The organism is Pseudomonas azerbaijanoccidentalis (assembly GCF_019145495.1).
Taxonomy (GTDB): Bacteria; Pseudomonadota; Gammaproteobacteria; order Pseudomonadales; family Pseudomonadaceae; genus Aquipseudomonas; species Aquipseudomonas azerbaijanoccidentalis.
On the sequence record NZ_JAHSTU010000002.1, the window covers coordinates 34721 to 56618 of the forward strand.

The 21898-nt window shown below is 60.8% G+C and carries 21 protein-coding genes; 2 read left to right on the forward strand and 19 right to left on the reverse strand.

Features of this window, described 5'->3' with window-relative positions; translation table 11 throughout:
* Positions 1-2 precede the first annotated feature (2 nt).
* The 4 genes from fabD to KVG88_RS06690 form a co-directional block, all read right to left on the reverse strand.
* The gene (gene fabD, locus KVG88_RS06675; RefSeq protein WP_150704481.1) at positions 3-941 is read right to left on the reverse strand and encodes an ACP S-malonyltransferase; all 939 of its coding nucleotides are present in this window, start codon (positions 939-941) and stop codon (positions 3-5) included.
* Between the two features lie 126 nt (positions 942-1067).
* Positions 1068-2078, reverse strand: coding sequence for a phosphate acyltransferase PlsX (plsX, locus tag KVG88_RS06680; protein ID WP_217870913.1), 1011 nt, complete (start codon positions 2076-2078; stop codon positions 1068-1070).
* Between the two features lie 4 nt (positions 2079-2082).
* Positions 2083-2265, reverse strand: a complete 183-nt coding sequence (gene rpmF, locus KVG88_RS06685; RefSeq protein ID WP_003179396.1) for a 50S ribosomal protein L32 — start codon at positions 2263-2265, stop codon at positions 2083-2085.
* Positions 2266-2278: 13 nt separating this feature from the next.
* Positions 2279-2806, reverse strand: coding sequence for a YceD family protein (locus KVG88_RS06690; RefSeq protein ID WP_007942001.1), 528 nt, complete (start codon positions 2804-2806; stop codon positions 2279-2281).
* Between the two features lie 105 nt (positions 2807-2911).
* On the opposite strand from KVG88_RS06690, the gene KVG88_RS06695 reads away from it, so the two are divergent.
* Positions 2912-3490 carry a Maf family protein gene (locus tag KVG88_RS06695; RefSeq protein ID WP_150704483.1) on the forward strand — a complete coding sequence of 193 codons (579 nt, stop codon included), beginning with the start codon at positions 2912-2914 and terminating at the stop codon, positions 3488-3490.
* A gap of 104 nt (positions 3491-3594) precedes the next feature.
* Here the strand turns inward: KVG88_RS06695 and KVG88_RS06700 are convergent, their stop codons facing one another.
* Genes KVG88_RS06700 through rluC form a run of 3 tightly spaced genes read right to left on the reverse strand, consistent with a single transcriptional unit; the run spans position 3595 to position 6220 of the window.
* Positions 3595-4584, reverse strand: coding sequence for a S49 family peptidase (locus tag KVG88_RS06700; RefSeq protein ID WP_217870914.1), 990 nt, complete (start codon positions 4582-4584; stop codon positions 3595-3597).
* A gap of 24 nt (positions 4585-4608) precedes the next feature.
* A complete protein-coding gene (locus tag KVG88_RS06705; RefSeq protein ID WP_217870915.1) occupies positions 4609-5271 on the reverse strand; it encodes an HAD-IA family hydrolase in 663 nt (220 codons plus the stop codon).
* Complete coding sequence (gene rluC / locus KVG88_RS06710; protein ID WP_150704486.1) at positions 5258-6220, reverse strand: 23S rRNA pseudouridine(955/2504/2580) synthase RluC; 963 nt, start codon at positions 6218-6220, stop codon at positions 5258-5260. The genes KVG88_RS06705 and rluC overlap by 14 nt, the downstream gene beginning before the upstream one ends.
* A 700-nt stretch (positions 6221-6920) precedes the next feature.
* Between rluC and rne the strand changes: the two genes are divergently transcribed.
* Entirely contained in the window at positions 6921-10187 is a 3267-nt protein-coding gene (gene rne / locus KVG88_RS06715) for a ribonuclease E (RefSeq protein WP_217870916.1), read from the forward strand.
* 147 nt (positions 10188-10334) lie between these two features.
* Here rne and KVG88_RS06720 read toward each other — a convergent pair whose 3' ends face one another.
* From KVG88_RS06720 to KVG88_RS06775, 12 genes are all read right to left on the reverse strand, one after another.
* Entirely contained in the window at positions 10335-10925 is a 591-nt protein-coding gene (locus KVG88_RS06720) for a nucleotidyltransferase family protein (protein WP_217870917.1), read from the reverse strand.
* Positions 10922-11905 (reverse strand): XdhC family protein, encoded by a 984-nt coding sequence (locus KVG88_RS06725; RefSeq protein ID WP_217870918.1) that lies wholly within the window; start codon positions 11903-11905, stop codon positions 10922-10924. Before KVG88_RS06725 ends, KVG88_RS06720 begins: the two co-directional genes overlap by 4 nt.
* The gene (locus KVG88_RS06730) at positions 11905-14226 is read right to left on the reverse strand and encodes a xanthine dehydrogenase family protein molybdopterin-binding subunit (protein WP_217870919.1); all 2322 of its coding nucleotides are present in this window, start codon (positions 14224-14226) and stop codon (positions 11905-11907) included. Before KVG88_RS06730 ends, KVG88_RS06725 begins: the two co-directional genes overlap by 1 nt.
* Positions 14223-14693: a (2Fe-2S)-binding protein gene (locus KVG88_RS06735; RefSeq protein ID WP_217870920.1), complete on the reverse strand. Its 471-nt coding sequence runs from the start codon at positions 14691-14693 to the stop codon at positions 14223-14225. Before KVG88_RS06735 ends, KVG88_RS06730 begins: the two co-directional genes overlap by 4 nt.
* A gap of 310 nt (positions 14694-15003) precedes the next feature.
* Positions 15004-16023, reverse strand: coding sequence for a UDP-N-acetylmuramate dehydrogenase (gene murB, locus KVG88_RS06740; RefSeq protein WP_217870921.1), 1020 nt, complete (start codon positions 16021-16023; stop codon positions 15004-15006).
* Entirely contained in the window at positions 16020-16484 is a 465-nt protein-coding gene (locus KVG88_RS06745) for a low molecular weight protein-tyrosine-phosphatase (RefSeq protein WP_217870922.1), read from the reverse strand. Before KVG88_RS06745 ends, murB begins: the two co-directional genes overlap by 4 nt.
* Positions 16484-17248, reverse strand: a complete 765-nt coding sequence (kdsB, locus tag KVG88_RS06750; RefSeq protein WP_217870923.1) for a 3-deoxy-manno-octulosonate cytidylyltransferase — start codon at positions 17246-17248, stop codon at positions 16484-16486. The genes KVG88_RS06745 and kdsB overlap by 1 nt, the downstream gene beginning before the upstream one ends.
* The gene (locus KVG88_RS06755) at positions 17245-17430 is read right to left on the reverse strand and encodes a Trm112 family protein (protein ID WP_007945752.1); all 186 of its coding nucleotides are present in this window, start codon (positions 17428-17430) and stop codon (positions 17245-17247) included. The genes kdsB and KVG88_RS06755 overlap by 4 nt, the downstream gene beginning before the upstream one ends.
* A gap of 25 nt (positions 17431-17455) precedes the next feature.
* Complete coding sequence (gene lpxK / locus KVG88_RS06760; RefSeq protein ID WP_217870924.1) at positions 17456-18466, reverse strand: tetraacyldisaccharide 4'-kinase; 1011 nt, start codon at positions 18464-18466, stop codon at positions 17456-17458.
* Positions 18466-18894 (reverse strand): ExbD/TolR family protein, encoded by a 429-nt coding sequence (locus KVG88_RS06765; RefSeq protein ID WP_150705354.1) that lies wholly within the window; start codon positions 18892-18894, stop codon positions 18466-18468. Before KVG88_RS06765 ends, lpxK begins: the two co-directional genes overlap by 1 nt.
* Positions 18891-19526: a MotA/TolQ/ExbB proton channel family protein gene (locus tag KVG88_RS06770; RefSeq protein WP_191630582.1), complete on the reverse strand. Its 636-nt coding sequence runs from the start codon at positions 19524-19526 to the stop codon at positions 18891-18893. The genes KVG88_RS06765 and KVG88_RS06770 overlap by 4 nt, the downstream gene beginning before the upstream one ends.
* A 98-nt stretch (positions 19527-19624) precedes the next feature.
* On the reverse strand, positions 19625-21859 hold the full coding sequence (locus tag KVG88_RS06775; protein ID WP_217870925.1) for a DNA internalization-related competence protein ComEC/Rec2: 2235 nt from the start codon (positions 21857-21859) through the stop codon (positions 19625-19627).
* Positions 21860-21898: the final 39 nt, after the last annotated feature.

The window sequence follows — 21898 nt, forward strand, 5'->3', positions numbered from 1 at the left end:
ATTCAGGCCTGCGCTGCACGGGCGGCAGCGAAGGCGTCTGGGGTATTGAGGTTGGAAGTCGATACGCCTTCGGCGCAACGTTTGTTCAGGCCGGCCAGCACTTTGCCCGGGCCGCATTCAACCAGATTGGTCGCGCCCTTGGCTGCCAGTGCCTGGACCGACTCGACCCAGCGTACAGGCTTGTAAAGCTGCTCAAGCAGATCGCGCTTGAGGGTTTCCAGATCGGCAGGCACTTCGGCGCTGACGTTCTGCACCACAGGAATCTGCGGAACCTGCCAGTCGATCGCAGCGATCGACTCGGCGAAACGCTCCGCTGCCGGGCGCATCAGTTCGCAGTGCGACGGCACGCTCACCGGCAACGGCATGGCACGCTTGGCGCCACGGGCCTTGCAACCTTCGATGGCGCGCTCGACCGCCGCTTTCGCACCGGCGATAACCACCTGGCCTGGCGAGTTGAAGTTGACCGCACTGACGACTTCGCCTTGCGCCGCTTCGGCACAGGCTGCCAGCACATCAGCATCGTCCAGACCGAGGATCGCGGCCATGCCGCCCTGCCCGGCCGGAACGGCTTCCTGCATCAACTGGCCACGACGCTCGACCAGTTTCACCGCGTCGCCCAGGCTCAGGCTGCCAGCGGCAACCAGTGCGCTGTATTCACCCAGGCTGTGACCGGCCACGTACGCCGGACGCGCGCCGCCTTCCGCCAGCCACAGACGCCACAGGGCGATCGAAGCGGTCAGAATGGCCGGTTGAGTTTTATCGGTTTGATTGAGTTGCTCTTCCGGCCCTTGCTGGGTCAGTGCCCACAGGTCGTAACCCAGAGCATCGGAAGCTTCTTTGAATGTTTCGAGGACAACCGGATGTTGCGCGCCCAACTCGGCCAGCATGCCGAGGGACTGCGAACCCTGTCCCGGAAAGACGAATGCGAGGGAAGCAGACATGTAACAAGCCCCTAATGATCTTGTCGTCGGAGAGTTGACGTCCCGCTATGGGGGACGCAAGAAACTGACAGTTGGATGGCCAATTGAACTGAGCGGTCACATTTAAGCATTGTCCGACGAAAACGCCTAAAGCAACAAATCCTCCAGACGACCGTGAAGCCGTTCCGGCAGATTTTCCTGAATCTCGATCAAGGCGCGGGAAATAGCACTCTGAAAGCCCTGCACCCCGGCGGAACCGTGGCTTTTCACGACAATACCCTGCAGACCGAGAAAGCTCGCGCCGTTGTGCCGCGCCGGCGCCAGATCAGCCTGCAGGCGCTTCATCAGCGGTAACGCCAATGCCCCCACCATGCGCGAAGGCAGGCTTTTCTTGAACAGCGCTTCGATTCGCCCGGCAATCATGGTCGCCAGCCCTTCGCTGGATTTGAGCAGGATATTGCCGACAAAACCGTCGCACACCACGACATCCGCTTCGCCCCGGTACAAACCATCTCCCTCGACGAAGCCGATGTAGTTGATACCACGGGCACTTTGCAACAAGGTTGCAGCCAGCTTGACCTGCTGATTGCCCTTGATGTCTTCGGTGCCGATGTTCAGCAGCGCCACCCGGGGACGAACGATACCCAGCGTTTCCGCTGCAACCGACCCCATCACGGCAAACTGCAACAGGTGCTCGGCGCTGCAATCGACATTCGCGCCCAGATCGAGCAGCTGGCAATAACCTTTCTGCGTCGGAATCGCCGCGACCATGGCGGGACGATCGATGCCCGGCAATGTCTTGAGCACGAATCGCGACAACGCCATCAGCGCCCCGGTATTGCCAGCACTGACACACGCCTGGACCTTGCCGTCTCGCAGCAACTCAAGCGCCACGCGCATCGATGAGTCGGGCTTGCCACGAAGGGCCTGGGCAGGTTTTTCGTCCATGGTGATGACTTCGGACGCCGCCGTTATCGACAGGCGCGCGCGATCCACAGCCGATTGGCCAGCGATCAATTCTTCAAGGAGGGAGGGTTGACCGACGAGGGTCAGGTGCAGCGAGGGGGTAGCAGACAGGCAAGCAAGGCTGGCCTGAACAATGCTGCGGGGACCGAAGTCCCCGCCCATTGCGTCAATCGCGATGACTTGAGCGGACAAGTGATTACTCGTCAGCGCCCTTGTCGATCACTTTACGGCCACGGTATACGCCTTCTGGCGATACGTGGTGACGCAGGTGAACTTCACCAGTGGTTTTTTCTACAGACAGGGTGCTAGCCTCGAGAGCGTCGTGCGAACGGCGCATGTCACGGGCAGAGCGGGATTTTTTGTTCTGCTGAACAGCCATAATTGATTAACTCCTAAACGTTTGGGTCACGCTTTAACTGCGCCAATACACTGAACGGGTTGGACCGCGTTACCTCGTCCTCGCTCGGTTCGGGCTCATCTGCTCCCGCCGGCTGCTGGCATTCTTCCGGATGATGAGCAGGCACAATGGGCAAGGCGAGCAAAAGCTCCTCCTCGATCAGTGACTGCAGATCCAATGGATCTTCGCCCAGTTCCAGCACGTCATAACCTTTCGGCAACGACTGGGTATTCGCACCCTCCTTCACCACAGCATAACTGCATTCGCTATGGATCGGCAGGGTGACCAGCTCAAGACAACGCTGGCAAACCATTTTGACTTCAGTGTCGATAAAGCTGTGAATTACCACAGATTTACGTTCATCTCGTTCAAAAACGAATTTAGCCTGCACCGTACCGACATTGTCGGAAAGCGGGTCGCAGAGTCTCTCCAAATCGGCCAGCAGCATTTCACCTTGAAGGGTGGTGCCACGATCAGCCAATTTGCGCGGGTCAACGTGAGGTGGAATCGGGTCATTCAACATAGGCGCAGCATTATAGGGATGCCCCCGCCCATGTCAAAGGAAATTCAGCCCTGTCCGTCACTTGGAAGCCTCGCTAGAATTCGCGCCTGCCATTTGGAGTTGCGCATGCTGCCTTTATTACTCGCTTCCAGCTCGGTTTATCGCCGGGATTTACTGGCCCGCCTGCGGCTGCCATTCACCTGCAGCTCACCCGATATCGACGAAAGCCATCGTCCGGGCGAACCTGCCATTGATCTGGTAAAACGCCTCGCCGAGCAAAAAGCCCGCGCATTGGCGCCCAGCCATGCCGCTCATCTGATCATCGGTTCCGACCAGGTCGCCGTGCTCGGAGACCGGATCATCGGCAAACCTCACACCTTCGAAAAGGCCCGCGAGCAATTGCTGGCCTCCAGCGGTGCCAGCGTGACCTTCCTCACCGGACTGGCACTGCTCAATAGCCAGACGGGCCATTGCCAGGTCGACTGCGTGCCTTTCACTGTCCACATGCGCACACTCGACGCCGCATGCATCGAACGCTACCTGCACGCCGAACAGCCCTACGATTGCGCAGGCAGCTTCAAGGCCGAAGGTTTGGGTGTGAGCCTGTTTCGAAGCACAGAAGGCCCTGACGCGACCAGCCTCGTCGGCCTGCCGTTGATTCGCCTGGTCGATATGTTGCTGGCCGAGGGCGTGCAAACCCCTTAAAGCAAAAGATCGCAGCCTTCGGCAGCTCCTACAGGGTTCGCGTCATTGGACATCGAACGTGTAGGAGCTGCCGCAGGCTGCGATCTTTTGAGCTTTAAAACGGCTTAACGCAGCGATGGACCGTTGAAGCCCATCCACATCGCCAAATGCTCAGCCACGCTGGCACCGAGTTTTTTCGAGAAGCGGTCGAATGGCGACTCCTGAACCGTGAAGTCCACCAGTTCTTTTTCACCGATCACATCTCGCGCAACCGAACTGGCGTTACCCAGGCCATCCACCAGCCCCAACGGCAGCGCTTGCTCGCCGGACCAGACCAATCCGGAAAACAGCTCCGGATGCTCTTTGTCCTTCAGGCGATCGCCACGGCCCTGCTTGACGCTGTTGATGAACTGCTTGTGCGTCGTGTCGAGCACGCCCTGCCAGAACGCCGTCTCTTCAGGCTTTTGCGGCTGGAACGGATCGAGGAACGACTTGTGCTCGCCCGAGGTGTAGGTGCGACGCTCAACGCCCAGTTTTTCCATGGTGCCGACAAAACCGTAACCGGCCGCGGTCACACCGATGGAGCCCACCAGACTCGCCTTGTCGGCATAGATCTGATCTGCCGCACTGGCGATGTAATAGGCACCGGAAGCGCCCAGATCGGAAATCACCGCGTAGAGCTTGGTGTCCGGATGCAGGCCACGCAGTCGACGGATCTCGTCGTAGACATAACCCGACTGCACCGGACTGCCGCCCGGACTGTTGATGCGCAGGATGACACCCTTGACCTTTTTGTCTTCGAACGCGGCGCGCAGGCTGCCGACGATATTGTCAGCGCTGGCCGGCTCCTTGTCGGCGATCATGCCAGTGATGTCGATCAGTGCGGTGTAATTACCACTGCGGGTAGCGGCTTTTTCCATGTCCATCAGCGGCGAAAACAGCAGCAGCGCGCCAAACAGGTACACGAAGGTCAGCAACTTGAAGAAAATCCCCCAGCGCCGGGAGCGACGCTGCTCCTGCACGCCCGCCAGCAGGGTTTTTTCCAACAGCTTCCAGCTCTTTTCGTCACCGTTCTCTGCGCTCGCCTTGGCGGGCGCTTTCCATTCGTCGGTCATGCCATCTACCCCAGCAAAAACGTATTAAGCCCGCTGACTCAGCCAGGCATGCAATTCTGAAAAGTGATCAATCGCCAAGCGTGGCTCAAACAGTTTCAACGCCTCGATCGACTGGGCGCCGTAGCTGACCGCCACCGAGTCCATGCCGGCGTTGCGCGCCATCTGCAAGTCGAAGGACGAATCACCGACCATCAACGCCTGCTCCGGACGAACCTCGCAATGGGCAAGAATCTGCTCGAGCATCAACGGATGAGGCTTGCTGGCGGTTTCATCGGCGGCACGGGTGATATCGAAATATTCCGCCCAGCCATGCGCGCTCAGCACTCGATCCAGCCCGCGGCGAGCTTTGCCCGTTGCGACCGCCAAGTGATAACCCTCGGCGCGAAACGCTTCCATCGACTCGACCACACCGTCGAACAACGGTGAAGGTACCGCCTCAGAGGCGATGTAGTGATCGGCGTAGTGCTCGCGAAAGGCGATCAGCTCAACATCGCTGATGTCCGGGTACAGCGTTCGAATGGCTTCCGGCAAACCCAGCCCGATGATGCCCTTGACGGCAAAATCATCGCGCAGTTGAAAGCCGGACCGCTCGGACGCCACATGCATCGCTTCAACAATCCGACCAATGGAATCGGCCAGCGTGCCATCCCAATCAAAAATAAGAAGCTTGTAATCAGATGGGTGCACTCAAGCGCTCCACGGTTTTGGCCCACATCTCATCGACCGGCGCCTGCAACTTCAGCTCGCCGCCATCCGGCAACGGCACGGTCAGCATGTAAGCGTGCAGGAACAGGCGTTTGCCGCCCAGGTCGCGAATTTCCTTACTGAAGTCGTCATCGCCGTACTTGGTGTCACCGGCAATGCAGTGTCCGGCGTGCAACGTGTGGACACGAATCTGGTGAGTGCGGCCGGTGATTGGCTTGGCTTCGATCAAGGTGGCAAAGTCGCCAAAGCGGCGCAGGACCTTGAACACGGTCACCGACTCCTTGCCCTCCTCCTCGTCGACCTCGACCATACGCTCGCCGGAACGCAGATTGCTCTTGCCCAGCGACGCTCGAACCTGCTTGATCGAAGAGGCCCAGTTACCGCGAACCAGCGCCATGTAGCGCTTATCGACGCCGTCACCGCGCAACGCTGTGTGCAAGTGACGCAGCATGCTGCGCTTCTTGGCGATCATCAGCAGGCCAGAAGTGTCACGGTCGAGACGGTGAACCAGCTCAAGCTCCTTGCAATCAGGGCGCAACTGACGAAAGGCTTCGATGACCCCGTAATTCAAGCCGCTGCCGCCGTGAACCGCGATGCCGCAAGGCTTGTTGATCACGATCAGCGCCTTGTCTTCGAAGACAATCGAGGCTTCGAGTCGCTGCAACAGACCCTGCGCCAATGGCACCGGCTCGTCCCGTTCAGGCACGCGAACCGGCGGCACGCGCACGATATCGCCCGCCTGCAGCTTGTATTCGGGCTTGATCCGACCTTTGTTCACCCGCACTTCGCCTTTGCGCAAAATGCGATAAATCAAGGTCTTGGGCACGCCTTTGAGCCGAGCGAGAAGGAAGTTATCAATACGTTGGCCGGCATATTCCGGCGAGACCTCAAGCAGTTGTACGCCTGGGGTCGAAGGGGCAGTAGTCGTCATGGCGCGGATGATAACAATTTTTTATGGAATTGAAGCACTTAATCATTGCTGCTATAGTCGCGAACGCCGCCAAAAGCGGCCTGGACAGCGGACCAACGGTCAAAAACCGACCCTGACCAACGCAATTCACCAGGACGCGAGGCCGTCCTACGGGGCTTTCGCTACGTAACGGTGGAGTTTGCAGGTGTAACGAGCGCAGGTGACATGAGGCCTGAATCACGCCGTAAAGCAGAGTGTTCACTCGTTTTGCGAGCCATATTCACGGCCAGTTCACAAAGTGCAGTCAGCTGCGAATGACCCCGAGCGAGCGCTTCGGAAACAACGCCTAAATTAGCCATGATGCGTGACCTCCCCTTTCGGAGCTCACGGTAAATGCCAACCCGCTGCGGATTCTGCGCGCGGCAGCACCCGAATTATCAGGGATACGTGTAGGGTGGAGATGCACAACCGCTGGACTGTGTAGCAATAGGCTTTATCAAGACGCTTCATCTCGTCCACAGCCGCCGGTTGATTCCTCCTCCTGACTGAGTGCTTAAGTAGCCACAGCAAGCAGGACGCGTACGTCGCGATGCAGGCCCACATTGGCCGGACATCGCTGGACACGGGAATGGCCAACCACTCCCGACGCACCTGACACCGACCGTGAGAAGTCGTGTGTGCCGAACGCCGTTTCCGGCAGCCCGGAAACCGACGGTACTACATGAAAAGAATGCTGATTAACGCAACTCAACCCGAAGAGTTGCGTGTTGCACTGGTAGATGGCCAGCGCCTCTACGACCTGGACATCGAATCCGGTGCACGCGAGCAGAAGAAGGCCAACATCTATAAAGGCCGGATTACTCGCATCGAACCAAGCCTTGAGGCTGCCTTTGTCGATTTCGGCTCCGAGCGCCATGGCTTCCTGCCCCTCAAAGAAATCTCCCGCGAATACTTCAAGAAAGCCCCGGAAGGTCGCGTCAACATCAAGGACGTCCTGAGCGAAGGCCAGGAAGTCATCGTTCAGGTCGAAAAAGAAGAACGTGGCAACAAGGGCGCTGCCCTGACCACGTTCATCAGCCTGGCCGGTCGTTACCTGGTGCTGATGCCGAACAACCCGCGTGCCGGCGGTATCTCCCGTCGCATCGAAGGCGAAGAGCGCAACGAACTGCGTGAAGCGCTGAACGGCCTGGTTGCCCCTGCCGACATGGGTCTGATCGTGCGCACTGCCGGCCTGGGCCGCAGCAGCGAAGAAATGCAGTGGGACCTCGACTACCTGCTGCAACTGTGGACCGCCATCAAAGAAGCCTCGCTTGATCGCGCCGCGCCGTTCCTGATCTACCAGGAAAGCAACGTGATCATCCGCGCCATCCGTGATTACCTGCGCCAGGACATCGGCGAAGTGCTGATCGACAGCGTTGAAGCCCAGGACGAAGCCCTGACCTTCATCCGTCAGGTGATGCCGCAGTACGCCAGCAAGATCAAACTGTATGAAGACAGCGTTCCGCTGTTCAACCGCTTCCAGATCGAAAGCCAGATCGAAACCGCCTTCCAGCGCGTCGTCGAACTGCCTTCCGGCGGCTCCATCGTTATCGACCCGACCGAAGCCCTGGTGTCCATCGACATCAACTCGGCGCGCGCCACCAAAGGCAGCGATATCGAAGAAACCGCACTGCAGACCAACCTTGAAGCCGCCGAAGAAATCGCCCGTCAGTTGCGCCTGCGCGACATCGGCGGCCTGATCGTCATCGACTTCATCGACATGACACCCGCCAAGAACCAGCGCGCCGTGGAAGAGAAAGTCCGCGAATGCCTGGAAGCCGACCGCGCTCGCGTGCAAGTCGGTCGCATCTCGCGCTTCGGCCTGCTGGAAATGTCCCGTCAGCGCCTGCGTCCATCCCTGGGCGAAAGCAGCGGCATCGTCTGCCCGCGTTGCAACGGCACCGGCATCATTCGTGACGTTGAATCGCTGTCCCTGGCGATCCTGCGCCTGATCGAAGAAGAAGCCCTGAAAGACCGCACCGCCGAAGTTCGCGCACAAGTGCCAATCCCGGTGGCCGCGTTCCTGCTCAACGAAAAACGCAACTCGATCACCAAGATCGAACTGCGCACCCGTGCCCGTATCGTCATTCTGCCGAACGATCACCTCGAAACGCCGCACTTCGAAGTTCAGCGTCTGCGTGATGACAGCCCGGAAGCCGCGACCAACCAGTCCAGCTACGAAATCGCTGCTGCCGCTGCCGAAGTCGAAGAAGTCCAGCCAGCCGCCGCGACACGCACCCTGGTTCGCCAGGAAGCCGCGGTCAAGACTGCACCGGCCCGCGCCAACGCTCCGGTTCCGACCGAAGTTGCCGCTCCGGCCCCTGCTCCGGTTGCTGCGCCCGAGCCAAGCCTGTTCAAAGGCCTGGTGAAGTCGCTGGTCAGCCTGTTCGCGACCAAGGAAGAGCCAGCCGCTCCGGTTGTGGTTGAAAAACCGGCCACCGAGCGTCCAGCCCGTAACGAAGAGCGTCGCAATGGTCGTCAGCAGAGCCGCAACCGTAATGGTCGCCGCGATGAAGAGCGCAAACCGCGCGAAGAACGTGCACCGCGTGAAGAGCGCGCACCACGTGAGCCACGCGAAGAGCGTCAGCCACGCGAAGCCCGTGAAGAGACGCCAGCCGTAGCCCGTGAAGAACGTGCGCCACGCGCACCGCGTGAAGAGCGTGCACCGCGTGCTCCACGTGAAGACCGCAAGCCACGTGGCGAGCGCGAAGAACGCGTACGTGAACTGCGTGAGCCTCTGGATGCCGCTCCGGCCGCCGCTGCTGCCGTTGCTGCCACCACCGAAGAACGTCCGGCCCGCCAGCCACGTGAAGAACGCGCTCCACGCCCACCGCGTGAAGAACGTCAACCACGTGCAGAGCAAGCCGCTGCGGCCGTTGCCGATGAAGAGCTGACTACCAACGAAGAGCAACTGCAGGATGACGGTCAGGAAGGCGCCGAAGGCGATCGTCCACGCCGCCGCTCCCGTGGCCAGCGTCGTCGCAGCAACCGTCGCGAGCGTCAACGTGATGCCAACGGTAACGTGATCGAAGGTTCGGAAGAGTCCGAAGGCAACGAAGGTGCCGAAGGCATTCAAGCGCCAAGCACTGCCGATCTGGCCGCCGGCCTGGCTGTGACCGCAGCCGTTGCCAGCACCGTGATCAGCGCGCCGGCCGAAGCACAAGCCAACGAGCAAGCCGAACGCGCCACTGCCGCCACCCTGGAAACTGCTCCAGTTGAAGCGCCAGCCGTTGAAGCGCCTGTTGTTGAAGCGCCTGTTGTTGAAGCCACTGCGCCGATCGAAGTCACCGCTTCGCCGGAAATCGAAGTAGCCCAGGCGCCAGAAGCTCAGCCTGTAGTTGAAGCAGCTGCTGAACCGGTTGTCGCTGCCGAAGCGTCAGCCGTGGTTGCAGAACCGGTTGTTGAAACCGTGTCTGAGACTGTGACTGAAACCGTTCGTGAAGTTCGCGAAGAGCAAACCGCATTCAACTGGGTCGCCGAGCCAGCCGTTGCTGAAACCCCGGCTCCGGTTGCTGAAGCTGAAGTGGCTGAAGCGAAGGTCTCCGAGCCGGTTATTGCCGCTGCCGAGCCTGCTCCGGTGGTAGAAGCACCGGTTGTCGCCGAAGCGCCAGCACCTGTCGTTGAAGCCGCTCCGGTTAGCGCCCTGACGCCAAGTGGCCGCGCACCGAACGACCCGCGTGAAGTGCGTCGTCGCAAGCGTGAAGAAGAGCGCCTGCAGAAGGAAGCCGAACTGGCTGCCGCTGCTGCTCCGGTTGCTGCAGCCGTTGTCGCTGAAGAACCAGCACCGGTTGTTGCTGAAGTAGTCGAGGCAGCACCTGCCCCGGTTGCCGAAGTCGCCGCCGAGCAGGTTGAATCGGTGATCGAGGAAGCACCACGCTCCGTTCAGGAAGCGGTAGAGCAACACGAACAAGCCGAGGAAAAAGAACACGAGCCTAAACCACTCGTCTAACTCCGACGCTCAATAAAAAGCCCCGCCTGGCGAACCCAGGCGGGGCTTTTTATGCATAAAAATCAAAAGATCGCAGCCTTCGGCAGCTCCTGCATTTGAATCTCGAACATCCTGTAGGAGCTGCCGAAGGCTGCGATCTTTTTGCTTTCACCCAAAGATCAGTTTCTCCGGCACATCCACATCCCACAACACCCCGGGATCATCCACCGTCACTTCAACCACCCGCCCCTGCGCAAACAATGGCTTCGCCCCGCGATCACCCGATAACGCCATCAACCCCGATCCAAAGCTGCGGCCGAAACCCACCGGGTGCCCGTATTCGCCGTCCTGCACTGGCACGCTGATACAGTCATCAGCGACCTTCGCCACGACACTGTCGATGCTTGAAGGCAGGATGAACGGCATATCCCCCAACACCATTAGCCAGCCATCGAGCTGTGCACTCGCAGCGACGCCAGCAGCAATGCTGTCACCCATTCCCGTGGATTCGATCAGCACGACGTCACAACCATATGCCTTGGCCATGCGAATCACCTGCGGACGATCCGCGATGGTGACCAACACACGCTTGTCCAGCGTGGCCGGCAGACTCGCCAGCACCTGCTCGATCACCGAACGGACAGCGCCATCGCGCCCCGTACAGTCCGCCAGCAACTTGTCCTTTTCCTCGCCTGCGACTTGCCGAAACCGGCTGCCCTGCCCCGCCGCTAGAATGATGACTCCGATGGACTCACTCATACGCCCTCCCGCAACGGCTTCTTCTGTTTCAGCTCGACGCCGTTCTTGATCGCGACAATCTCGGCCATCAGCGACAACGCGATTTCCGCCGGGCTGTGGCTACCAATATGCAAGCCAATCGGGCCGTGTAGCCGTTCAATAGCCTGTTGCGACAAGCCTAGTTGAACCAGGTTCTCCCGACGTTTCTGGCTGTTGACCCGCGACCCCAGCGCGCCCACGTAGAAGGCTTTGGAATCCAGGGCGGTGAGCAGCGCCATGTCATCCAGACGCGGGTCGTGGGTCAGGGCAACGATTGCCGTGCGCTCGTCGGTCTGGATGTTCAGCACCGCATCGTCGGGCATGCCCGAGACAAAACGGCCATGCTGTTCTTCCCAGCCGTAGACGAACTCGGTGCGCGGATCGCAGATCAACACTTCGAAATCCAGCAACCGGGCCATCTCGGCGACGTACCGTGACAATTGACCCGCGCCAATCAGCAGAAGGCGCCAGCGCGGACCATAAATGGCGCGCAGCGTCTTGCCATCAAATGTCAGCACGTCCGACTTGTCGGCCGGCTGTAACGTCACTTCACCCGTCGCCACATCCAGCGTACGCGAGACGATTTGATGGTCCTCGCAGCATGCCAGCAACTCGGCGACCCAATCCGCATCGCCAACCCGCTCTTCGGTCAAACGCAGCGTGCCGCCGCACGGCAAACCGAAACGTGCGGCCTCTTCACGGGTGACGCCGTAGGTGATCAGTTGCACCGGCGGCCCATCGGAAGGAATACGACCGTCATGCAACCGCGCAATCAGATCATCCTCGACACAACCGCCGGACACCGAGCCGATCACCACCCCGTCCTCGCGCAGCGCCAGCATGGCGCCAGGCGCCCGGGGCGCGGTGCCCCAGGTCTGCACCACGCTGTACAGCACCACTCGCTGACCGGCGCGGCGCCATTCCAGCACGCTGCGCAGGACGTTCAGATCGACGCTGTCCATCAGGCCTGTGCCTTCTGCCAGTCCTGCAGCTGATAGCGAACCGGCAAGTTGCGAATTCGCTTGCCGGTGGCGGCGAAGATCGCGTTACACAGCGCCGGGGCGATCGGCGGCACACCCGGTTCACCCACACCGCCCAAGGGGACGGTGCCGGGCGGTGTTACCAGATGCACAGCGACTTGCTTCGGTGCCAGCGACATGCGCGCCACTTCGTACATGTGGAAGTTGTCCTGCTGGACCTTTCCGTCTTTGAAGCTGATTTCACCCAGCACCGCGTTGCCCAGCCCCATCACGCAAGCGCCTTCAAACTGCGCGCGAATGCGTTCGGGGTTGATCTGTGGTCCGCAATCCACGGCGATATCAGCCTTGTGCACGATCAATGTGCCGTCGTCTTTGACTTCGACCTCGATCACTGCCGCCACGTAGGTGACGAAGCTGTAATGCACCGCCAGGCCCAGACCGCGCCCTTTCGGCAACTCGCGCCCCCAACCAGCGGCTTTGGCGGCGGTTTCCAGGACCGTACGCAGGCGCCCGGTATCAATCGGATAGCGCTCGGGCGATTCGCCGTAGTTCCACTCTTCGCTCAAGGTGCGCGGATCAATCTGGCGGTCCGGGCCGAGCAGTTTGATCTGGTACTTGAGCGGGTCTTGTCCGGCCTTGTGCGCCAGCTCATCGATAAAGCTCTGGATCGCAAAACCGTGCGGGATGTTCGACACCGAGCGATACCAGCCCACGCGGGTGTGGACGGTCGCCTCCGGGTTTTCCAGACGCACGTTCGGGATGGCGTAGGCCATATTGGTGAAGCCCATGCCCAACTCAAACGCCGCCTCGTGGTTCATGCCCGGTGCGAACAACGCAGTGATGCTCGGCGCCACCGTGCGATGCAACCAGCCCGACGGCAGGCCATCTTTATTTAGACTGGCCTTGAGGTATTCGGCCGACACGGTGTGGAAGTAGGAACAATGGATATCGTCCTCACGACTCCATTGCACGCGCACGGCTTTGCCGGGAAATTCCTTGGCCAGAATCGCGGCCTCGATAATGAAGTCAGGCTTGGACTTGCGCCCGAAACCGCCACCGAGCAAGGTCACGTTGAAAGTGACCTTATCGAATGGCAGCCCCAGACGTTCGCCGATCCGCTCGCGGGTGACTTGCGGCGCCTGGCTCGGCCCCCACGCTTCGCACACGCCATCCTTGAAACGGGCGATGGCGACCATCGGCTCCATCGGTGACTGCGACAGGTGCGGCAGATAATAGGACGCCTCCAGCGTGCTGTCGGCACTGCTCATGGCTTCGTCGATGTTGCCGGTGTTGCGTATCACCTTGCCGGGTTTGAGGGACGCGGCTTCCAGCTCCTTGCGGTAAGCGATCGAGTCATAGCTGGCATTGGCACCGTCATCCCACTCGATTTTCAGCGCTTCACGACCCTTGAGCGCGGCCCAGGTATTGTTCGCCACGACGGCAATGCCGCCCAGCGGTTGAAACTCCGACGGCAGCGGACGGCTTTCGATCTGCACCACCTTGACCACGCCCGGCACTTTCATCGCCGCACTGGCATCGAAGGTTTTGACCTTGCCGCCGTAGACCGCAGGCCGGGCAATGGTGGCGAACAGCATGCCGTCGAAGTGCACGTCGGCGCCGTACACCGCGCGCCCGTTGACGATGTCATCACCGTCGATCGCCTTGGTGCCTTCTTTGCCGATGTAGCGGAATTCGGACGGTTGCTTGAGCTTCAGGCTGTCACGCGCCGGCACGGCCAGGGCGCCGGCAGCGGCGGCCAGCGCGCCGTACTCCAGTTCGCGACCGGAGGGTTTGTGGATGACTTTGTGCAATTGCGCATGGCATTCGCTGACCGGCACTTTCCACTGCTCGGCAGCGGCCTGTTCCAGCATGGTCCGCGCGGCGGCACCACAGCGACGCATTGGCTCGTACCAGTGGCGCATGCTGCGCGAACCGTCGGTGTCCTGGTTGCCGAAGCGCACTTCGTCACCCGGTGCCTGCTGCACTTTGACCCGCGCCCAATCAGCTTCCAGCTCATCGGCCACTACCATGGTCAGACTGGTGCGCACGCCCTGGCCCATTTCCGAACGGTTGCACATTACGGTCACTGTGCCATCGGCGGCGATGCTGACGTACACCTTCGGATCATCGATCCAACCATTAGGCATGCCGTCGGCACCGAACTTCTTCTCTTTCTCTTCGGCGAAAACGTCCTGCCAACCCCAGCTCGCAGCGACCACCAGGGCACCGGTCGCGCCCACACCTTTGAGGAAACCACGGCGACTGAGGTTGCTCAGGGCGAAATCCATCGGTAACTGGCTCATGCCTTGGCCTCCTTCAGGTGAGTGGATGCCTGGCGGATGGCGATCTTGATGCGGTTATACGTGCCGCAACGGCAGATGTTGCCAACCATCGCCTCTTCGATCTGCTCGTCGCTCGGGTTCGGATTGGTCTTGAGCAGTGCCGTGGCGGACATGATTTGCCCGCCCTGGCAGTAACCGCACTGAGCCACGGCGGTATCGAGCCAGGCTTGCTGCACGACTTTGCCCACCGGGTCGGCGTGCAGGTTGTCGATGGTAGTGACGTTCTGGCCGACGACCGACCCGATCGGGGTGATGCAACTGCGTGCAGGTGCGCCTTCGATATGAATGGTGCACGCGCCGCACAAGCCCATGCCGCAGCCGAACTTGGTGCCGTTGTAACCGGCCACATCGCGGATCGCCCAAAGCAGCGGCATGTCCTCGGTGACGTCGAGTTGATGGTCTTGACCATTGAGTTTCAGGGTAATCATGGGCACGCCCGCATAGTTCTTGAGTTATGGGGTCGAGCAATCTGCCGTTGGATCTTGGTTCGGAACGCAGATCGGCTCAGGCTAATGGGCTCTCTTGTGCAAACGCAGGCGTCTGCACCGGGCCTTTGGTGAAGCAAATGGTTTGCATCGTTAGCCCACTAAGTTAACCCAGCATTAACAAAAAAGCCCTGCTTAAACAGGGCTTTTAGTTGCAAGCTTCAAGCTGCAAGCTTCAAGTAGAAGCAACAGATAATTCGGTACTTTTAGATTGTAGCTTGCGGCTTGAAGCTAGCAGCTTGCCGCTGCTTCACTAATAGCGGTTCGGCTCCATCTCCAGCTCGACATGGAAACGTTCTGAAATGTCTTTCTGGATACGCTGCGCCAGATCGAGCAACTGCAAACCGGTGGCGCTGCCGTAATTGACCAGCACCAGTGCCTGCAATTTATGCACACCAGCGTCGGCTTCGCGAAAACCTTTCCAGCCTGCCCGCTCGATCAGCCAGCCGGCGGCGATTTTCATCTGCCCGTCGGGTTGCGCGTAGGCCACCAGGTCGGGGTATTCGCCTTTGAGCTGCGCAACCAGCGCCGCTGGCACCAACGGGTTCTTGAAGAAACTGCCGGCATTGCCGAGCACCGCCGGGTCCGGGAGCTTTTCGTTGCGGATGCTGCAAATGGCCCGACTGACATCAGTGGCAGTCGGGTGCTCGATGCCCTGCTCGGTCAGGCGCTGGCGCACCGGACCGTATTCCAGATGCAAATGTGCAACCCGGTTGAGGGTGAAGCGCACCCGCAGGATGAGCCAACGCCCCGGCTCCTGTTTGAACAGGCTGTCGCGGTAGGCGAAGTTGCATTCTTCCAGGCTGAAATCGCGCAGTTCGCCGCTGTGACGATCAAGCGCCGTCAGGCCGGCGAACACGTCTTTGATCTCAACCCCATAGGCGCCGATGTTCTGCATCGGTGCAGCGCCGACAGTGCCGGGAATCAGGCTGAGGTTTTCCAGGCCGGACAAACCCTGGGCTAGCGTGTGCTGCACAAACGGATGCCAGGGTTCGCCCGCCTCCGCCTCGATCACCACTTTGCTGCCATCATCGCTCAGCACACGAATCCCGCGGGTGGCCATGCGCAGCACCAGCGAATTGATGTCCGCCGTCAGCAGCAAATTGCTGCCGCCGCCGATCACCAGCACCGGAACATCATGCGCCTGCCCATAGGCCAGGGCTTCTCGCACATCGGTGTCGCTATAGGCCTCAGCGAACAAGCGAGCCTGAACATCCACGCCAAAGCTGTTGAACGGCTTGAGTGATACCTGCGACCGAACCTGCAAACTCATAACCGTCCCTTCAATTCGATCACCAGCAAATCACTGGCGCGCTCGATCAGATCCAGCACCTGCTCGAAGCCCTGGTCACCGTCGTAATACGGGTCCGGGACTTCGTCGATTTCCGCCTGATAACGACGCAGGAACAAATCCAGCTCGGCCTTGCCCTTGGCCGGTTGCAGGGCCTTGAGGTTGCGCAGGTTGCTGCTGTCCATCGCCAGGATCAGGTCGTAGGTGGCGAAATCGGCGCGGGTGACTTGCTGGGCACGTTGCGTGGACAAGTCGTAGCCACGCAGCTTTGCCGCCGCCTGACTGCGTTTGTCCGGCGCCTTGCCAACGTGCCAGTCACCGGTGCCGGCGGAGGCGACTTCGACCTGACCGGCCAGCCCCGCCTCACGCAGTTTGTGCCGCAACACCCCTTCAGCCGTGGGTGAACGGCAGATGTTACCCAGGCAGACAAACAGAACCCGCATCAGGCCTCCAGCAGGCGACGAACGCGCTCTAGGTCTTCAACGGTATCGACGCCCGGAGGCGGTGCGATCAGCGCATCGGCGACGTGAATCCGCACGCCGTGCCACAGGGCTCGCAGCTGTTCCAGGCACTCGGTATTTTCCAGCCAGCACGGGCCCCAGCTGACGAAGTCATGCAGGAAACCGGCGCGATAGGCATAAATGCCGATGTGGCGGCGATAAGGCACGCCTTCGGGCAATTGCTCACGGTTCACCGCGAACGCATCCCGTGCCCAAGGCAAGGTCGAGCGACTGAACGTCAGCGCCAGGCCATTGAGGTCGCTGACCACTTTGACCACGTTGGGGTTGAACAGGGTTTCCACGTCTTCGATCGGCTCGGCCAGGGTGGCCATGCGCGCTTCGGTGTGGGCGGCCAGGTTGGCGGCGACCTGGTCGATCACGCTCGCCGGGATCAACGGCTCGTCACCCTGAACGTTGACCACGATGGCGTCGGGCGCCAGGCCTAGCTTGGTCGCGACTTCCGCCAGCCGATCGGTGCCGGAGTTGTGGTCTTCACGGGTCAGTACCACTTCGGCGCCAAAACCCTTGCAGGCCTCGACGATGCGCGCGTCGTCAGTGGCAACCACGACACGCTGTGCGCTGCTTTTGCTCGCCTGTTCCCAGACGTGCTGGATCATCGGCTTGCCGGCGATCAACAGCAGCGGCTTGCCCGGCAAACGGGTGGAGGCGTAGCGCGAAGGAATGACAACGGTAAAGGCTGTGGTCATTTATCCAGACGCTCGTCGGTGGTCAGGGTGCGGGCCTCGGTTTCGAGCATCACCGGGATGCCATCGCGGATCGGGTACGCCAGGCCTGCGCCTTTGCTGATCAGCTCGGTCTTGTCGGCGCTGAGCTTGAGCGGGCCTTTGCAGACCGGGCAAGCGAGGATGTCGAGCAATTTGGTGTCCATGAGCATTCCCTGGATAAAAACGGATTTAAGGCAACAGACGAGCCGGCAACAGGCGCATCAACTGCGTGTCGAACCAGGCCACGAAGGCCGGCGACGGCACAGCATCGACCGCCAGGTACCACCAATCGGCAGCAGCAAAGGCACGGCACTTCACCGCGTCCTTTTCGGTCATCACCAACGGCAACGACGGGGTAAAATTCAAGGCCTGCACGCTGTATTCGGCGTGGTCGGCGAACGCGTGCGGGACTGGCTGCCAGTGTAGCGTTTCGAGGGTCTTGAAGAAACGCTGCGGGTTACCGATTCCGGCTACGGCGTGCAGCGCCTGGCCTGCGGGAAAGAGATCGAAAGGTCGTCGTTCGCCGCTTTTCAGGTTGACCAGTGCCGTGGGTTGCAACTGGAAGGCGAAACCATCGTCGCGATCCGCCGCAGCGCCGTTGTAGAGCACCGCGTCGACGCTTTGCAGGCGTTCGACCGGTTCACGCAAAGGCCCGGCCGGCAGGCAGCGGCGATTGCCCAGGCCACGGGCGGCGTCGATCAGCACCAACTCCAGATCCCGCGCCAAGCGGTAATGCTGCATGCCGTCATCGGAGAGGATCAGGTCCAGCGGTTCGCTGGCCAGCAAGGCTTTGACGGCGCTGCTGCGATCAGGGTCGATCATCAGCGGCACGCCGGTACGTTGAACGATCAGCAAAGGTTCGTCGCCGGCAATCTCCGCGCTTTGATCCGCCTCGACTCGCCATGGCAACTGCGGCGGCTTGGCACCGTAACCACGGCTGACCACGCCGACCCGCAAACCGCTGCGCTGGCAATGCTCGATCATCCACAGTATCAACGGCGTCTTGCCGGTGCCACCGACGGTGATGTTGCCGACGACGATCAGCGGCACCGGCGGCTGGTAGATATCACCCTCGCCCGCCAGAAAGCGTTTGCGTTTGTTGTTGACCACGCGCCGGTAAAGCCACTCCAGCGGCTGCAACAGCTTCAGGGCCGGATGACCTGTGTACCACGCGGCGAGCAGACGATCGGACATGGCCATCAGGGCGCGGTCGGCGCCGCCTCGACTGTGGTCATGCGCAAATGGCTGAAACCGAGCTTGCCGGCGGCGTCCATCGCAGTGATGACGGACTGATGCTGTGACTTGCCATCAGCGCTGATGGACAGCGGCATTTTGGTATCGCCATTGGATTCTTTCTGCAGTGCTTCCATCAACGTGGCCAAGTCGCTTTTCGGCAATATACGGTTGTTCACCGAGAACACGCCATCGGCGCTGATGGCGACATCCAACTGCCGGGTCTGGTCGTCGGCGGACGCGCCGCTGACCGCTTCCGGCAACTCAACACGCAACTGGGTTTCACGGGTGAAGGTCGTGGTTACCACGAAAAACAGCAGCAGGATAAACACCACGTCGATCAGCGACGCGAGGTTGATGTCCACGTTCTCCCGTTGCTTGCGGCGGAATTTCACGCTTTGCTCCCCGCCAGATCCACATCACGGTCGCCCTGCACGACTTCAACCAGTTTGATGGCTTCCTGCTCCATGCCCACCACCAGCTCATCAATGCGCCGTTGCAGGAATCGGTGGAAGAACACCGACGGGATGCCGACCATCAGACCTGCGGCCGTGGTGATCAAGGCTTTGGAAATACCGCCAGCCAGGACCGAGGCATTGGTGGTCATGCCGGTGCCCATGAACGCACTGAAGATATCGATCATGCCCAACACCGTACCCAGCAGCCCCAGCAACGGCGCCATGGCGGCGATGGTGCCCAGCGCGTTGATGTAGCGTTCCAGTTCATGGATGACGCGTGCGGCAGCCTCTTCAATGCACTCTTTCATGATCTCGCGACCATGCTTGGAGTTGGCCAGGCCCGCGGCCAGGATTTCACCCAACGGCGAGCTGGCGCGCAGTTCCTTGAGCTTTTCTTTGTTGAGTTGCTTGTCCTTGATCCAGACCCAGACCTGCCCGAGCAAGTGCTCCGGGGTCACGCGACTGGCTCGCAGGGTCCACAGACGTTCGGCAACGATCGCCATGGCCGCGATGGAACTCAGAATGATCGGCAGCATCATCCAGCCGCCGGATTTGACCAATTCCCACACAGTGTCAGTCCCCTCGAAAAAGTGCGCCACTCTAACATAGGGGGTGGGCGCACCGAAGACCGTGATGTCGCATCCGGTCGGGCTTTAATAACGCTCGGTTATTGATTGACGAGCGGCGGATCGCGCCAGAACCGCCGGTCCTGACGCATCGAGCGTGCAGGTTCAAACCGTCCCAATTGCAGATGAATGGCGCCTTGCTGCGCACTGTCGTGGATTTTAATGCCGCGCTTGCGATAACGCGCCACGACCGTTGGATGCGGGTGGCCGAATGAGTTGCCATGCCCGCGCGAGATCAGCACCGCTTTGGGTTGCAAGCCCTTGAGCAGCGCCATCGACGACGAGCTGCGACTGCCATGATGCGGTGCCTGCAACCAATCGGTGGGTACAGCCAATGGACTGTCGAGCAATGATCGCTCGGCAGCGGCATCGATATCACCGGTCAGCAGCAACCGTTCGCCATTGGCCTGGATCTGCAAGACACAGGACTTTTGGTTGCTGTCACCGGCTGACGACCATTGCCAGAGCCCGAACTGAACGCCGTCCCAGATCCATTGCCGGTCGGTTTCACAGGCCTGGGCTTGCAACTCGACAGGCAGCGCCGCCGGGTCGCCACTGATGACACGCTTGACCGGCACCCCTTTGGCAACCGCGCGGGCACCGCCGGCGTGGTCGGCGTCAGCGTGGCTGATCAGCATCAGGTCGAGTTCTTTCACCCCCAGTTTGCGTAACGACGGCAGCACCACCCGCTCGCCCAGGTCGAAATCACCGAAACGCGGGCCCGTGTCATACAACAGCGTGTGATGGCGAGTGCGCACCAGGATCGCCAGGCCTTGGCCGACATCCAGTTGCCAGATGTCGGCGATGGCTTCCGGCAGCTCTGCCTTCGGTGGAAACACCAGCATCAGCAACATCGGCCATCCCAATGGGCGCATGGGTACGCCTCGGGGCAACAATAAAAGAACGGCCCCCGTGGCGCCCACACACCAGACCCAGAGCGGCATCGCCATCGGCACCCACGCCGGAACCTGGCCAGCGACCAGCGCCAGCCCCTTGAACAATACATCGATCAAACCGCCCGCCAGCCACAGCAGGCCTTCGCCCACGTACGGCAGCGGCAACAATGCTGTGCCGAGCAAGGCGGGAGGCAGCACCACCAGACTGATCCACGGCACCGCCAGCAAGTTGACCAGCGGCCCGCTGACACTGATCGGCAACCCCAGCACCAGCAGCAATGGCAACAAGCCAATTGCGATCAGCCATTGGGCGCGAGTCCAGGTTTGCCACCAGCGCCAAGGCCCCAAGCGACCGCCAAAGGTAAAGATCAACACCGCGACTGCCGCGAAGGACAACCAGAACCCCGGCTGCAAACTGGCCAACGGGTCCAACAGCAACACACCGTTGAGCGCCAGCAACAGTGGCCACCAGGCACCGAGGTGACGAAAACGCAGGCGCCACAGCAGGACCAACCCGATCATCAAACAGGCTCGACGCACCGGAACGTCGAACCCGGCCAGCAAGCCGTAACCGAGGGCCGCTGCGAACGCCAGACCACAGGCCCACGGCAGCCACGGCAGACGGCTTGGCCACAGACCATAGCGGGCCAGACCGGCGATCAGCAGGTACACGACACCCGCCAGCAAACCGATGTGTTGCCCGGAAATCACCAACAGGTGCACGGTGCCGGTGTCTTGCAGCACTTGCCAGTCTTCGCGGCTGAGCCCGCCGCCATCCCCCAACACTAACGCTGCCAACGCACCTGTTCGGCCCTGAGCATCCACCGCCAGCAATCGTTGGCGGATACCGTCGCGCCAAGCCCATCGTGCCTCCGCCAGTCGCTCACCGTCCTTGACCGTGCCTGTTGCCCCGATGCGTTGCGCCAGTAGCCAGGCCTCGTAGTCGAATGCCTGCGGGTTGAGCAAACCGACGGGCCTCTTCAATTTGACCGCCAAGCGCCAGCGCTCGCCGCTTTTCACCGGTGGACCGTCATACCAGGCCAGCCGCATGAGCGAGGGCACTTTCGCGTGTCGCGAAGTAGCCTGCGCCAACTCAAACCGCACAACCGCTTCACCGTTCTCGGGCAACCCTGTCACCCGCCCTTCGACCCAGCGAGTTTCACCGTCCAGGCCCAACGCTAACCTGTCATCCAGCGCCCACTGGGCCTGCGCGCAGGCCCAACTCAAACCGAACAGGAAAAACGCCAGCGGATACGTTCGAAACGGCAACAACATCAACCCCAAGACCGGCATCAACAGCAATAACCCGACCGGCGGCAATGCCGGTAAAAAACGCAAGGCCAACAAACCCAGCCCCAGCGCCATCATCCCTGTGCGCATAAGCCCGTCCTTGAGAGTCCCGAACTTAGGCATAGACGC